This window comes from Fannyhessea sp. C0108B2 (genome assembly GCF_056583915.1).
Genome location: NZ_JBWPJQ010000011.1, coordinates 1 through 15,769, shown reverse-complemented (window position 1 = coordinate 15,769; position 15,769 = coordinate 1). Strand labels below are relative to the sequence as shown.

At 38.3% G+C, this 15,769-nt stretch carries 12 protein-coding genes and 1 CRISPR repeat array; of the genes, 7 read left to right on the top strand and 5 right to left on the bottom strand.

Translation table 11 applies throughout. The features are described 5' to 3' along the window. Positions 1-39 precede the first annotated feature (39 nt). A CRISPR array of direct repeats spans positions 40-603; the repeat unit is 36 nt; unit sequence GTTTGATTACCAGTCAAAATGACACTGCTCCAAAAC. A 55-nt stretch (positions 604-658) separates the two neighbouring features. Genes csn2 (AC1DBT_RS05830) through cas9 form a run of 5 tightly spaced genes read right to left on the bottom strand, consistent with a single transcriptional unit; the run spans position 659 to position 6,743 of the window. Further along, positions 659-952, bottom strand: coding sequence for a type II-A CRISPR-associated protein Csn2 (gene csn2, locus AC1DBT_RS05830; protein WP_480018990.1), 294 nt, complete (start codon positions 950-952; stop codon positions 659-661). A 26-nt stretch (positions 953-978) separates the two neighbouring features. Continuing rightward, positions 979-1,341 carry a type II-A CRISPR-associated protein Csn2 gene (csn2, locus tag AC1DBT_RS05825; protein WP_480018989.1) on the bottom strand — a complete coding sequence of 121 codons (363 nt, stop codon included), beginning with the start codon at positions 1,339-1,341 and terminating at the stop codon, positions 979-981. After that, positions 1,338-1,646, bottom strand: coding sequence for a CRISPR-associated endonuclease Cas2 (cas2, locus tag AC1DBT_RS05820; protein ID WP_464395381.1), 309 nt, complete (start codon positions 1,644-1,646; stop codon positions 1,338-1,340). The genes csn2 (AC1DBT_RS05825) and cas2 overlap by 4 nt, the downstream gene beginning before the upstream one ends. A 20-nt stretch (positions 1,647-1,666) precedes the next feature. Next, positions 1,667-2,548, bottom strand: a complete 882-nt coding sequence (cas1, locus tag AC1DBT_RS05815; RefSeq protein WP_464395383.1) for a type II CRISPR-associated endonuclease Cas1 — start codon at positions 2,546-2,548, stop codon at positions 1,667-1,669. After that, positions 2,538-6,743, bottom strand: coding sequence for a type II CRISPR RNA-guided endonuclease Cas9 (gene cas9, locus AC1DBT_RS05810; protein ID WP_480018988.1), 4,206 nt, complete (start codon positions 6,741-6,743; stop codon positions 2,538-2,540). Before cas9 ends, cas1 begins: the two co-directional genes overlap by 11 nt. A gap of 849 nt (positions 6,744-7,592) precedes the next feature. Between cas9 and AC1DBT_RS05805 the strand changes: the two genes are divergently transcribed. The 7 genes from AC1DBT_RS05805 (at position 7,593) to AC1DBT_RS05775 (ending at position 15,181) form a co-directional block, all read left to right on the top strand. Next, the gene (locus AC1DBT_RS05805) at positions 7,593-7,847 is read left to right on the top strand and encodes a hypothetical protein (RefSeq protein ID WP_480018987.1); all 255 of its coding nucleotides are present in this window, start codon (positions 7,593-7,595) and stop codon (positions 7,845-7,847) included. A 58-nt stretch (positions 7,848-7,905) separates the two neighbouring features. Continuing rightward, on the top strand, positions 7,906-8,130 hold the full coding sequence (locus tag AC1DBT_RS05800; RefSeq protein WP_480018986.1) for a hypothetical protein: 225 nt from the start codon (positions 7,906-7,908) through the stop codon (positions 8,128-8,130). 1,833 nt (positions 8,131-9,963) lie between these two features. Further along, a complete protein-coding gene (locus tag AC1DBT_RS05795; RefSeq protein WP_480018985.1) occupies positions 9,964-11,658 on the top strand; it encodes a glycosyltransferase family protein in 1,695 nt (564 codons plus the stop codon). A 204-nt stretch (positions 11,659-11,862) separates the two neighbouring features. Further along, complete coding sequence (locus tag AC1DBT_RS05790; protein WP_480018984.1) at positions 11,863-13,008, top strand: LicD family protein; 1,146 nt, start codon at positions 11,863-11,865, stop codon at positions 13,006-13,008. A gap of 248 nt (positions 13,009-13,256) precedes the next feature. After that, positions 13,257-13,457, top strand: a complete 201-nt coding sequence (locus AC1DBT_RS05785) for a hypothetical protein (RefSeq protein WP_480018983.1) — start codon at positions 13,257-13,259, stop codon at positions 13,455-13,457. 434 nt (positions 13,458-13,891) lie between these two features. Further along, positions 13,892-14,083, top strand: a complete 192-nt coding sequence (locus AC1DBT_RS05780; RefSeq protein ID WP_480018982.1) for a hypothetical protein — start codon at positions 13,892-13,894, stop codon at positions 14,081-14,083. A 174-nt stretch (positions 14,084-14,257) separates the two neighbouring features. Further along, entirely contained in the window at positions 14,258-15,181 is a 924-nt protein-coding gene (locus tag AC1DBT_RS05775) for an Abi family protein (protein WP_480018981.1), read from the top strand. Positions 15,182-15,769: the final 588 nt, after the last annotated feature.

The window sequence follows — 15,769 nt, the reverse complement described above, 5'->3', positions numbered from 1 at the left end:
GCTCCAAAACAGACAAGGCGTGAGGCGGTCGCGTATGAGGTTTGATTACCAGTCAAAATGACACTGCTCCAAAACAGGACAGAGAAGGGAAAGCCTATACCATAGGTTTGATTACCAGTCAAAATGACACTGCTCCAAAACATAGTTCACGACTATTGCACCACAAGGCGAGTTTGATTACCAGTCAAAATGACACTGCTCCAAAACTGATATATCCACTTGAGATATGCCAGCCGAGTTTGATTACCAGTCAAAATGACACTGCTCCAAAACAGATAGCGTACAAGACGCGCGTCTGCACATGTTTGATTACCAGTCAAAATGACACTGCTCCAAAACAGCAGATGATTGACGCAGGGCAAAACGTTAGTTTGATTACCAGTCAAAATGACACTGCTCCAAAACGTCATCTTCGCGCCGTCTACAGTCAAATCAGTTTGATTACCAGTCAAAATGACACTGCTCCAAAACGCTGGCACTTGTACCAGCCTTTTTGCTGCTGTTTGATTACCAGTCAAAATGACACTGCTCCAAAACTAAGTAGCTCCTGATCGTAATTAGTAATTTGTTTGATTACCAGTCAAAATGACACTGCTCCAAAACCTTGAAGCAAATTTCCCACTGCAAAGGAACGGTCATCTTAACTGGTTTTTTCTACTTAACTCTCAAGAAAGTCAAGGTCAAGAAGTATATGTTCTTCTTCGTACAAAGTATCAAAATGCATTCGGTTTTCAAAAAACAGTACGCTTAAATCAGATTTTTTTATCTCTTCTAACAACAATTTTAGCTCTTTATCAGTTAAAAAAGAACAAATACCTACGAAAATAATTGGCTTAGTCAGCGAAACGTCTCTAGCAATGTGAATAAAATTTATAAGCTCTTCAATAAAATTATTGTTACCAGAGAAGTCTGGAGAAAAACTCATAAGTTTAAGTATTTTATGTATATCGATGTCGGGAGAAATGGCGTAATTGTCCTTTATTGATAGATTTCTAATGAAAAAAGCTTGTATAATTGTCTTGTTAGATCTTCAAATTCTTCTTGCATTTCACAGTTTTCAATAAAATTATTTGCGATTCTATTTAACGCTTCACCCATTAAAAGCTTATTTTCATAAGGAAGATGAAAGGGATCGGTAACCCACAGAAAGTTGTTTTTAGGTTTTAACTTTTCATCGCTATCACTCCATAAGGTATATGGCTCGGGTGCTTCTTCGCCTGACTCAGATAAAAGTGAACATATAAGTCTGGTATATAGATGATGATTTTCTATACAGACAAAATAGGGGTTTCCTTTATTCAGATTAATTATTTTAGATAATCCACTAAAACGTATTTTCATAATATAAGTAAGCTTTCCAAAGTATCAATTACATTATTTGAGTTAGAGTTACCGCTAATATATTCTATGTTGGTATATTGCTTTTCAGTAACTTTAAGTAGCTGAACCAAACCATAATGCGGCTTGTTAAGTTTTAAACGAGCTATAGCTGCTGAAGCATTTTGATCATTGATGACAAGCTTAGTGTAAACTGATTTTTGCATCATGAGATATCCATCATGTATTAAAAATCTTCTAAAGTTAATATAAGACCTTTTTTGATCATAGGTCTCCATAGGTAGATCAAAAAATACAATCAATCTCATAAACCTTATCCTTGTTGCGGTCATAGTATTAACTTATACGGCTTAATTTCAGCAGGAAGTTTCTCTTTATTAAGCGCGGACAAACAATCGTCTACATACATTTTTATTACTGATTCTACCTTGTACACGCCATCGTTATATATCAATTTATGGTCGGTAAACGCACAAAGTATATGTCGGATAGTAGCATCAAAAACATGATTGAAGTTTTCATATACAATTTTGTCTATAACAGGACGAAATGACTCCATAAAATCGCAGGACAAGTTGAAATGATTATATTCGTTATGATGAAATATTCCGATTTGCGTTAGATATCCATGTGAAACAATCTCTCTATTAATGGCTGACAGTAAAATTGAATATCCATAGTTTAATGACGCATTGAGTGGAGTATCTAAATCTCGCGTAAATTCAGAACCAAAGAGTGTGCGAAAATATAGCCGTGCAGCGATTGCCTCTCGGTTGGTGCCATCACCCGCTTTTATGTGTAATGCATACTCTGTAAGTGTTTTTGATTCATTTGCACAATCGAAAAAGGACAATACCGCAGCCTGTTGCAAAATTTTATGATGCACAATGCTCCGCCATACCTGTTTCTTTATCACTTCGCCCCATGCGAGCTGCTCAAGCATACATTTTGAGCAGTTATGCGCTCCATAGAGGGGTAGGTATTCACCCACAGGATTGTGCTTTTCGTCAGTAACAATTACAGGAATCTTAAGTTTTGCAAGCTCAGCGAGTAAATATGCACTGAGGAATATTTGCTCGGTACCAAGCATGATAGACGAAATCTCACCAAGGTGAACCCGTGTCTGCTTGTCCTCCTGGCGAACAACCAGATATCCACCTTGATAAGTGCATCTACAGGGTGTATCAAGGACAACGGTTCTAAACCCCAATGTGAATCCTTTTCTCAAACATACCCGTTACTGATTGTTCAATAATGTCAAACTTTTTAGGCCAATCAGAAATTACTCCAAAATGTTTACTTCCCTCTATAGCCGTCAAGTCAATCTGGTTTTCCTGTGCATTTGCATTGCTGATTATCTTAAATAAAACACGTTTCTTGGTATCTTTGTCGCTAATGGCCGCAAATTTCTGTTCGATACGTGCATAGTCATCCACATCAGCACCTACAATATTTAGCAATTTGTTATGTAACGCAGGAGCACAGTGATCCGTCTTTTCTAATATTAAATCAAACATCTCGTTTAGTTGAGCATCTTCATCGATGACTTCTGTAGTCTTATGACCCTCCTCTTGAATATCATCGTTCCACTTCTTAAGCAAACGCATATGTTGTTGTTTAAATGCGAGCTCCTTAGCATTCCTACGTTCCTTTAGGCCTGTAATTATTTCTCGTCTCTTACCAAATTCGATTATCTGGTTCTTAAAGACGATTGGTTGTAGTATCTGAATAGATGTACCACGGGCTGCAACGAGTTGTTCTTCAAGTTTAATGAGTCGATGCATGTCGATTTTGCCTGTTGCGTTATCAGTGGCTACCGCAAGTTTTGCTATAAGCAGTCCCGACAGATGACATTCCTTGACGCCCTTACTATTTTGCGATGCATACACAAAGAAAATTGCATATTTTTTGCTTGAATACCCGCCGTATTTATTTGTGTCAAGATGTTTCTTGAGAGGTATCAAATCTTTTGCTTTCTCATTATGAGGTGAATAAATCGTTTGTTTCCAAAACGCACCCGTTTCTATGTATGCCATGCGTGTGACAAAACAATCGGGATAGTCAACATACTTTAATAGTCGATTTTTCTCAGCCTCACAATTCCACTTAGCGGTCTTTCCATGCACAAAACTATAGGTAAGCCACATCGAGTCACCTGGCAGTCTATATCTACCATTCCCTTCGCTCGCACTGTGTATAATATTTGACTTTATAAGACCACGCACTTCCTTATTGTATGCCGTTGGATTGCTATAAATTTTTGGATAATGAAGCTGTATAAAACGCCCCACCTCACACGCTAAATATGCATCGTGTGCATGGTGGTAATCATTTGCTTCACGACACTTAGCAATATTCCATGTTTTGCGTATACCAGAAGATATACCCGCCTTAACAGGTATGACTTCGCAATGGGGGTACTTCTCTTTAAACAGCTGCATGGCATACTTACAAATTTGGCTTGTTTCTACCAACTGCCGATTGATGAACGATTTTAGGCGTCGGTCCGTAATATTTGAACACTTCAAATTGTTAAGTTTCTTTTCACTCATAAGACCTGATTTACAGAGTGCATTCCAAGTATTACTCATTTTTCTGCGGATGCTATCCTCTAGGAGTAAGCTGTCACTCTTACGTTGATTTTCGCTTGCTAGTACAAGCGCTTTGTTGTCTATACTGTCATCTTTTATATATGATTGTGGAATTATATGATCTACCTGATAATGCGAAAGCTCGTTAATATCCAGTGGAGTGCCCGAATACAGCGATTTTCCATTTTGCGCGAAGTATAACGTGAGTTTTTCGTCCGAATTTTCATGAGCCTCAAGCTTGGTTTTATGCTTTTTGAGCTCGTCAAGAATGGCTTTAGTATCTTCGTGGTCACGAAGCTTTTTGAGCCCCATTTCGAGCTTTGAAGTGCGCTTGTCTGTACGTTTTCCTTTATTTTTTGTATCATTTTCCCGAGTAACCTCAATAAAGATTCGCGACGGTGCACAACTGGCAATAGATGCAATTTCTTCTACCACGCGAAGTGCCTGATTGACTGTGCGTTTGTCTGCAGGCGAACAAGGTAAGTCGTCTATATCAATTATGCATTTCGAAAGTGCTTCTTCGTTTGTTTTTAATATTGCTTCCTTAAATTGATTCATAGTAACAATCTCTTGGAAGATAAGTGCGCGTCCTTTGCGACCATCTGTTACATCACCGTTTATCAGTAAATCGAGAATAGTGAGACGCTCACCATCTATATCTACAGACAAACCGGTAAGCAGCTTTTTAGAAAGTTTACCCCAGCCAGTGAACCGCTTTTTACAAATTTTTTGTATTTGATCTGCTGTTAGAGGGTTGTTAAATGCAGCTGTAAATTCCATTTGAAATGACCGACTGTTAAGTTTTTCATTCAAAATAGTTCTATCTTCAAAGATGGTGTTCCACAAGATAATCTTTTCGATTATTTGTCTTTGCGGTGCTGTTAGTGCATTAAATTCAAATAATTCTTTAAAGAAATGATACGACGAAAGCCTACTTTCAAGCCCGTTCTCTCCCTGGCCTCCTTTTACATGAGGGTGCAATTCACCTTGCTGTTCGAGCCAGTTTTCTATCTTTTTGTACGTAATTTTTCCTTTACTTATAACAAAAAGATCTTTATAAATACCCTCTCTGTAGTCGGCACTAAAGCGATTACACTGGTCATTATCTGTTGTCCAGCGTGTACCATTTAGTTCGTTATACGCACAAAACTCCTCGTATAGAAGTGAACACTTTGGAAGTACGTCTTCCGCATACAAATAAGTACATTTACCAGTCATTCTTCTAATAAACGCTTCGGCCGTTGCATGTTTATCAACAACATTCTCCCAGTTCCATGGTAGTATGCGCGTGTGAGCTTCTTTCTCTTTCTTTTGTATCCATGCAAAGCGAGTTTTACCATAAGCATCGCGCGCAGCATTTTTTAGAGTAAGAGGGCCCACATAGTAGGGAATCCTAAACGTTATAAGCGACTCAATTTTGCCTTTTTCTTTGAGCAAGAACGGATAATATTTACCCTGATTTTTAATAATTGCATCCATCTCTTCAAGATGTAGCTGAAAAGGAATACTACCATTATCGGTTGTTCTAAGTTTCCTGAGAAAATCTTCGTTATCCAAACGAGCAGGAATTTGCTTTATCCATGCAGCATCTTCAGCGCTCAAACCCTCGCTGTTTTCGAGTTTTTCAATCAACTTTTTAAGTTCTTTTGCGAAATTATCGTAGCTTAGTTTACCTAGATCGTAAGCAGTATATCCTTCTGCTTTTTGCTTGTTATACAGTTTGGTATTCTTGTAATATGAACCCTGAAAGAACGCATTGTATTCATCCTTGCCCAATGTGCGTTTCACGATCTCTTTAAGCTTTGAAAGATCGGTGTGATATGCATTGTATTGAGCAATTTTAGCGTTTGAAATTGTGCCTCCGTTGGTGTTTTTTATAATGGTTGTTAGAAGATATGCAGAATGCATTGCTTTAAGTGCGTTAAACAAGGGTAGAAATTCTGTGGGGCAAAGCCCTTCGAACGCCGTAACCTTTTCTTCTTGAGATAATTTAAACGTTGAGTCGTTTTTATCGGTTCCGAACAAAGCTGAGAAATCAGCTTTATATCCAAATATTGCAAGACCGATGCATTTAGTTATGACTTTTGCCTGTTTTTCAGGAATGTCGTCGCTTGCCTCACACACAAACAGATTTTGCCATTCATCACAGTTTTGTGTACGCGTTGGCTTTAAATTATCCAAAAATTGAATAATATCTGCGTTATTATAAGCAAAACTTATACGCCGTTCATCCTCAAAGTGCTCAATACTCGTAAAAAAATTGCTACACTGCTTGGATAAACCAGCGTCTTTTGCAGATAGATGGGCGTATTCCTGATACAAAAAGTTACCGCGATATTTAACAATGTTATGCAGTGCTAGATAAACTAGGCGCAAATCCATTTTCTGGTTTGCTTTCATAAGAGCGGCGCGCAGGTGGTAAATCGTTGGATATGTTTTGTAGTACTCTTTTTCATCCGCAACAGTTTTAAAAAGTGGGCATGCATATTCCTTACATGTCTCATCTCTGTCTTCTTTGAGCAATTGCGATTGATTCAAACGGATGAAAAAATCGGGGTCTACATGGTACATTTCCTCTGAAAACAGTTCTTGTAATAGATTGAGTCTCTGACGTCTTCTGTTATAACGTCTGCGCAATGCGCGAAACTGACGTGCAGCAGCTGCATGTACTGCGCTATCATAAATTCTACTTCCCCAGGTAGGCTTACGCTTAAATGAATAAAGATAACCATTGTTGTCTACAGCACACCAACCCACAGAACCAGTCCCGAGGTCAAGCCCTACACTATAGTCAGAGGCTTTACGTAAATTCATCTTGTTTCACGCTCCTAAATGTATTACAATAACCTTGCTTTGATACCAGTCAAAGTGACACTGCAAGTCAAAATAAAGGTTTAACCTTAAAAGTCACATTTTTGTGACGGTACGTAGGTACTGCTTGTATATAAAGAAGTTCTCGTCTGAGAGCTTCTTTTTTTATATGATATCAATAACTAAAAATATGCAAAGATTTTTTCGGTGTATGAGCTTTTCGTTTTTAATTATATTAAGTGTAATTTTAAGTTAAAGGGCATGTGCACAATCGTTCTCGCAATTTTAACGGCGATTTTAACAGCAGCAGCCGAAGAAATACGAGAACGATTAAAAAATAAAAAGCCTAAAAAATAAAAAGGCTTGAAGTTCAAGGGGCGTTTCGGTCTCTGCGCTCCTTGAACTCCTATAGTAGCAAGGAGGATATAAATATGCAAGAAGCAATCATTATATGTGTAACAGCATTTATAACGCACATCATGTATCGAGCCTATAAACAATATAAGGGGGTAAACCATGGCAACCACTGAAGCACAAAGACGCGCTAATTCAAACTATCGTAAACGCAATGTTAAAACGCATACGCTTTCATTTTACCCAGATGACGCGTATAAGCATCGTTTTGTAGGCAAGACAATAAAACGGCTTACTTGCGTGACCTCATCAGAAAAGACATGCAGGCTCACAATCAAAATGAGCAGTGTACGCGCTTGGCATAACTATGTTGTAGCGTATAATACAAAGTGTTAAATTGAACTGTTAAGTATCGTTACAATGGGTTTGTCAAATTAGCAGCCCTTAATTTGGAAGTATTCACCTCACCTAAAAATAATTCTGGACGATAGGGGAATCATGATTTCTTTTGAGCAAGCCAAACGAAAAGCACAAGGCAGTGTGAGCAATTTTCACGAATTTGATTTGTGCGTAGAACGCGATAATGCTTTCGTTTTTTACAGTGGCAGCGATTGTGAAGATGAAGAACCTGTTATCGGTGGTTACATGTCGCCTTTTATTGTTTGGAAAAAGGATGGGTCTATCGATTACAGTTTTGCAGCAGCGACGTTTGATGATACGTTAGGCGCCGAATTAAAAGAGATGAAGCTTTAACATTTAATCTTTTGTAAGCGTTTAACCGAGAATTCGTTCTAAGTTTTAGGAGGTAACCATGGTTCATTATGAGCAGGCTCTATCTATTGCAAAAGACCTTTTAGGGAAAGTCGATAAATGTTGTGAATATAAAGACTATTATGTGTTTTCCTATCACACCCCAGTGATTGAAGACTCCTCCTCAAATCTTGTTGCGATAGAGAAAAAGACTGGGAAAGCCTATAACTTTATTGCAGTAATTACAGAGCTTGGGAAAATGCTTCGTGAAGGCAAGGTAAAATAAGTAGTCGTTCTTTTTCATCATCTGCAAGCCTCAAATTCATTAGACCGCCCGCGTGGCGGTTTTTGCGGTAACCTTAAAGCTCAAGCTCGCATTAAAAGAGAGGATTAGCACAATAATTACAGGTCATATTTTGATAACACATATAAAAAGACTTAAACTGCTTCATGATTTGGGTAGAAAATAAAAGCGGTCGCCCCAAGCATCCGCCCGGGGGAACCGCTTTTATTAATTTCACTATACACTAACTAATTTTGTTTATCAAAAGTACATCTGAATGTCTTTTTGAAAAAGCGTGATATAGGTGTTAAAACCATAATCGCGCGCACGACAGCTATTGCTAATAGGAAGCATTTTTTAGTGAGCTTAAACTTTGCGATAGCCAATGACTGCTTACAGGCAAGGTGCCTGAAGTTGATTACAGTGAAAACCCTGGAGAAATTTACGGCATACGACAAGTTGAGAATAGCGACTATTCAAAAGAGAACTTCAAAAAGCGTGGTAATGAATGGCGCGACCTCTTTGTACATGACACGCTTACAAAAAATGGGTTTCAAGTTCATGACCAAGGTTGCTCAGATATGCCTACGTATAAACGCGCAACTCTGTGAGGTAAAAAGCACGATACACACGCGCAACTTTAATCCTGGCTCCATGCGATGTGCCGAAAATGCAGCATAAAGTACAATGGATAGTGTTTATCGATAAAACAGGGAATGTAAGAAGATTGATATGCGTAGGAGGCAGCTCCTCCCATTAGCGGAGCAGCGTACCTCCTATACAAGTAAAATATACCATAAGAAAGAGAACGCATGCAAAAAAGAACGCTCTCCTTAATAGCAGAACAGCGCCCTTTTACATGCATTATACCACGATTTACCTCGGCGCCTAAAGATACGCGCATACACGCTTTAATTTCACGCTGCACTGGGCATGGTGGCCTTCGGTACAATTGATACTCGTTATTGAATTCAGGATTTAGTGCTATTTGAGTTATTTGATTTTTGACTATTGCCTGAACTTGTAAATAGCGGGTTAAGCAGCTGCGGAAATGCCCGCCGCCGTTAACCCGCTATTGACACTATACCACCAAGAAGAACCACATGCAGGGCTAGTAGTTACTCGTGATGTTATATGAAGAAAAATAAAAGAGACTGCGATAGGGCTGAACCCCGAAGCAGCCTCTTTTATTACATCCAATATAGCAAAAATTAATGTGTTTATAAAGCAAGGTATCAAGTGCGTCTTTCAAGTTGATAAAGAAATAGTTTAGAAAACTAGAAGTCAAGCGCCTCAAAACGTTATTGGTAAAGCAGGTTTGGCAAGTGCTATCGAATTGAAATATACACAATAACAAGCATTTGAGTAGAAACATCGAAAAAACCTTAAGCTTTGCGCGTAATAAAAAATGAGAAAAAAAGATGAACGGTTCGCCGATTGCGCGCTCCATATACTACACCACAGATAATAGTAACGAGGTTAATGGAGAGTCTACAAAAAATAGAGGCAGCCTCCTCAGGCATCCGCCCGAAGATTCTGCCTCTATCTCTTCTCACTATAGACTAACTTCATTCGCTTATCAAAGGTACTCGTCTGGGCGCCTTTAATATCAACGCTGTACAGAGCGTATTTGAGCCATCAGTACAACTGACACTCTTTCTTACCGGTGGAGGTTGTAATAACCGACCAGTATTTGGTTTATTAGCGAATTCCTTATAATTCACACGGGTATTCCTGGAAGCTCTATTGGCAAAATTTATTTGGAATCAACGCATTGTCCGTGTTACTATACTGAGTAATTCTTGTAAAAGTAATATTTTAAAGGGGTTTAAGAGTATGATTAAGCGTCTGCAGAATATAAGTGTAACGCTCGGTCGCTTTTTTAGCGCTGCTGTACTGTGGTGTTCTGTAGTATTTTTCATGTTACTGTCATTGCTTAATCTGGTTATTTCGGCTCATCTTTTGCCTGGATATTACACTCTTGAATTCCTCTGGTTTCAATCACCATTCGTGATTGTTATAAGCGCCGCAATATTCTTTACTATTGCGCTTTTAAAAAAGCGTGGGATTCTTAGCGAAATTCTTAATAAAGTACGCATACGCTACATTGCTGCCGCTGTTTTTGCTTACGTGATTGTTGCAGGTTTGATTTGGGTGCGTGTCGCGCACGCATGGCTTGAGTGGGATCCAGCCTACCTGTTTAGTGCAGCTCAATATTATGCAGATCCTAATCGAGCTTCTGTAGTTTGGGGAGTTGACAATTCGGAATTATCTTGGATTGTGTGCCCGGGTGGCTACTTAACTCGATTTCCATTCCAATTTCCGCTTCTTTATCTTATGCGCTTTTTGGTAATCGTTTTTGGTTCTAAAGCATACGCTGCTTTTAAAGTGTTGAATGTACTCTGTGCTGCTGTTACTGGCGTTCTTATTGCATATTATTCCAACCTACTATTCCGCAATAAAACCGCAACTCTTCTTTCTTTGCTTTTTTACGTAGCATTTTTGCCTATGATTTTCTACGCGACTTTTGCGTATGGTAATACGCTTTGCTTGCCTTTTGTGTTTGCTGCGCTTATTTTTCACGCAAAAAATATTCGTAGCGGCTGTTGGCGTGATGCTGTGCAATCTTTAATGTGCATGTTATTTGCCATATTGCTTAAGTCAACTATGATTTATTGCTTGCTTGGAATGATTGTTGTGTGGATTGTGTCGGCTTTGCGCTCTAAAAAGTGGCAGCATGCTGTTTGTGTATTGTTTGCGATTGCGTGCATTTGTGTAAGCAATATTGTTGTAACGCAGGTGGCTAATTCTTTTGGTCACAGCGCAAAAGATGGTTTGCCTTCTACAGTTTGGCTTGCAATGGCAACGGATCCTGCTAGAAAATGTGGTCCGAATAATCCTGGATGGTATAACGGATACCCAACTAGCTTTGATGTTGCAACCTATAATAAGGACGCTATAAAGAAGGAATCTACGGAATTTTTACGCAAAAATATTACTTTCTTCTTAAAAAACCCTAAGCAAATGGCGACTTTCTTTACGAAAAAATTTATGGGAGAGTGGCTTGAGCCAACTTACGAATCTTTACTTGCAAGTAGCTGGAAGCTCCACGGACCAGGTAGGGAGAATTTATTTGATCGCAAAATGAATCCTGCTGTGCGCTCACTTTATGCTGGAAAGTTACATATGGTTGTTTTTACTTTCTTGGATGCTCTTCAATTTATGCTTGCTTTCTTTACTACAGTCTTCTTATGTATTACTTTGCGTAAGAAAAAGTTGGTAAATAATAAAAAGTTGTCAAATATTAAAGATTCTCTAAATAATAGCGCGTTACTAGATGTTGAATGTTTAACGCCTTTAGTTATTGTGCTTGGTATGTCTGTGCTTTATATGATTTGGGAAGCGCAATCGCAGTATATTTTGCCAGCGTATTTGCTTATGATTCCGTTTGCATCTTGCGGATTTGACATGTTATTGACGTGCTACGAAAACCGTGCTGCACATAGTCGTAATGCAACAAATCCAAAATAGAACTGACGGCATTGTGTATGAGCCGGTTGCTCTGCTGGTTATGCTGTTACTTAATAAGGTGCGTTATTTTGTTTATCATGCTGTAAAGAAAATGTGTCGCAAAGTTACATACGATACGCAAATCGCATTACAAATCGTATTATAATGAATACCCATGTGACTTGCGTTAAGTAAAAGTAAGAGAAAGTAACAGAAGGTGTATGTATGGCATCTGTATTTCATAAGGTAATTCGTAAATTAATTGACCATTGCCCTTCTTCTAAGCGTTCAATACGCGATCTTCGCGCACAAGTTAGCGATTTGCAAACGCGTCTTGATCATATGCAATACGTACTAGACGAGCAATTGTCGCATATTCTTGAAAATCAGCACAATATGCATGTTGACACACTTACGAATCGTGAACACGCATCGCTTTTAGCTTGGGCAACATATCGCCGAAGTGACGAGAGCGATTTGGACGCTCGCAAGCGCTTTTACTACGGCCTTCCGCAAGCAACTGGTTCTGTGCGTCTTATTCAGCGCGGTTGTGCAAGCTTATTAAATGAATTTGCGCATATTGCTAAAAAGCATAATTTGCAATATTGGGCTGATTTTGGAACGTTGCTTGGCACTGTTCGTCACCATGGCTTTATTCCGTGGGATGATGACACGGATTTGGGAATGATTCGTTCCGATGTAAATAAGCTTATTGATTTGCTTAAAAAAGATGAGGAATTATCTAAACGTTATCGCGCGGTACTTGTGTTTGACCCTTACGTTTGCTGCAGACAGCTGCGGTTTCGTTATAATAATCTAGATGATCCTAGCTTTATTGATATTTTCTTCTATGACTATATGCCTGAGTTCAATGAAAAAACTAAGCAGAGGTTTATAGAAATTCGGGAGGCTTTACAAAAAGATTTGCATTCTAAACCGTTTTATAAAAAGTGGCTTGAAAACGGCTATTTGGAAGAAGGGGAGAGATTTAGTCGCGAAATTGAGGCTGTTTTCACTAAGTATCGCGATTTAGCAAAAAGTGAACATATTATTGCAAACGATGCGAATGGTGAAAACTGTACCATTATTTATAGTCTGGATAACGTTGATGCAGAATCAATATATTCAGCCAAATATGCGGATATATTTCCACTACATCAAGCAGAATTTGAAAAATTTACGCTAAATGTGCCGAATAATTCTCTGCAAGTTCTGTTTAACTACTACGGCGATATTTACAAGCTTCCAGCGGATATGGTTTCGCACTTCCAGCACGTGAGCCGCGATTTGCTTGAAAATAAGCGCGTTGTTGATGCAATTGAGGACGATATAGCAACAAACACGTACGCAACAGATACTTACGAAAAGTAGCGTTTGCAAAATAAGTTGTAAGCTGCAAGCTTACGTACGTCGTGTTTGAGTAATACGCGCGCGCAAATTATTTGCTATTTTAATATTTACGCTGAACAGTGCGTATTTGAGCCTTCAGTACAACTGATACTCTTTCTTACATGTGGGACATGGGTTTTAACATGATTACAATGGAAATAAAGACATCTACCGTATAATATGTGACGAAAGATACAATAATATACAGCAACAACCACAAATGAGCTAAAATGAGTACATTAAACGAATCAGAGGTTGTTGCTTTTACCGTTGATGTTCTTAAAGAAGCAATTGCAGACGATTACACAGAGTTTTTACTTAGTTTTATACGGCAAGTTATAGCCAGCATGATTGGTATATATATCGCGTATGTAATAATCAAGAAATGGGAGAAACATCATGGCAACTCAAGCACGCCTAAGGGCAAATAACAACTACGTTAAACATAACGTAAAAAAATATCAATAGCGTTTTATCCAAAAGACAAAGAAGTGTATGCATGGGTAGCGCAACACGAAAGCATGGCTGGTTATATTCGCGAGCTTATTGTAAAAGATATGCAAGCAAAACATGAACAACATGAGGCATAAAATAACAAATACTGTATTATCACACTTGATAATCAGATATTTAGAAAGGAGATGTAAAGAAAAAGACTCTAAGCGCGACGGCGGAGAGTCTTAAAATAAAAGTCTTGCAAGGGGTTAGAGCGACTAGCCTCTTGCAGGCTATTCATAGCATAGCACATGTATAAAAATAAAACAGGGGAGAAAAATCATGGATATTAAATTTATAGGTATCTTAATTGTTATCTTTGTGGTTATAGACCTTATATACTGGTTTATTACAAAGGGAGGTCATAAAAATGGCAACGAGTGAAGCACAAAAGCGCGCAAACGCTAACTATAAAAGACGGAACACTAAAACAAAGCAGATAGTGTTCTTTCCCGATGATATGGACTTATATGAGTGGGTATGTATGCAGCCGAAACAAAATGCATATCTAAAAGACCTCATCCGCAAAGACATGCAGGCTCACAACCAAAATGATAAGTAGCTAATCGAATTGATGGAACAAGATATGAAAAATTTTAAAGCGTGATTGACAACAACTTTAAAAATCATATAAACTTGCCGTAGTGATGAAGTCTTTACTCCTACGGGTGTAAGGGCAACGGAGAGGGTGACCCGCTGACGCAGCAGGCGCCCTTTCTCATTTTAAGAGGTTAGCATGGATAAACCATTTATTACTATTGACGAACAAGTTAAAAAGCTTAGAAGTCGTGGGCTTATCGTAGCTGATAGCGCTAAATATATTCTCATGAGAGAAAGCTATTACGCAATAATAAATGGTTATAAAGAACCTTTCATTGATCGTGAGTTATCGGGTAGGGCGAATGACGATAGATATATGGCAGGTACTACGTTCGATGACATATATTCTTTGTTTACTTTTGATAGAAAGTTAAGAAATCTGACTTTTGAGTATGTAATTCAGGCTGAAGCAGTGTTAAAAACTGCAGTGATATATGTGTTTTCAGAACATCATAGGGACGATAATGCATTTCTGGACAAAGACAATTTTTGTCTTAAGAAAGAGTATTACAATCCAAATAAATACAATGATGAACTTGAAAACCTTATCAAGGTATTAAAGCATAAGGTCGAAGAGGGCAAAACAGACTATATAAAATATTATCGTAGTCATCATGATTGTATCCCCTTATGGGTCATATCGAATAACATGACTTTCGGAAATATAATTCATTTTTTTGAGCTCATGAAAACAAAAGAGCGTATTAAAGTCGCTAAGATGGTGACAGAAGCGGTAGGTCGCTTAGGAAATACACATTGCAAGTATTTCGGAGAAGTACAGATTCGCAAAAGTTCTGAGACATTAAATAAATTCAGAAACGCATGTGCTCATGATGAGCGTCTATATTCAATGAGAGTTGGAATAACTCCTGTCTCTTATTCTCAAATGATATGGTTGCTTGAGCACTATTTAACTTCAACTGAATTTAATGCATTCATAGACAAGCTGCAGAATCTGGTAAGCCAATACAAACAACAAGAAAGCATTAGAAAAGTTCTTGTTAAGGCTGGCATAAATGATTTTACAAACGATGGGGTAACAATAAAGACAAATAAATAAAAGATGTGCGCTCTTATCCTACAAGACATGCAGGCGCACAATCAAAATGAGCAGCAATGAGCAACAATGAGCAGCGCTTATAGAGACACACAAACCGGGAAAAGCGTAAATATCCAACACCGCCCGCGTGACGGTTTTTGCGATAACCTTAAAGCTCAAGCTCGCATTAAAAATGACGGCTAGCGCAATAATTACAGGTTACATTTTGATAGCGGATATAAAAAGACTTAAACAGTTGTATTATTTGAGTAAAAAATAAAGGCAGCATCGAAGGGATCCACTCCCTAAGATACCACCTCTATTCTCTAATCACTATACACTAACTAATTTTGCTTATCAAAAGTACAGATGTTTAGGCAACAAGATGATGAATATTAATTTCTAAGCTATTTCAGCGAAGCAAGGCGAGTTCTTCGATCTGATTAGAGTAATGTTATGAAATTATGCTTTCTATGAAATACGAAGCTATACAGCATATTTACTTGTAAAAAAAGAGCCCCTACCGCTGCATTGATATGTACCCAGAATACTGGACACATATTTATGAACTAGGCTGGACACATGGATGCTATTCTGTACTTTACAGGT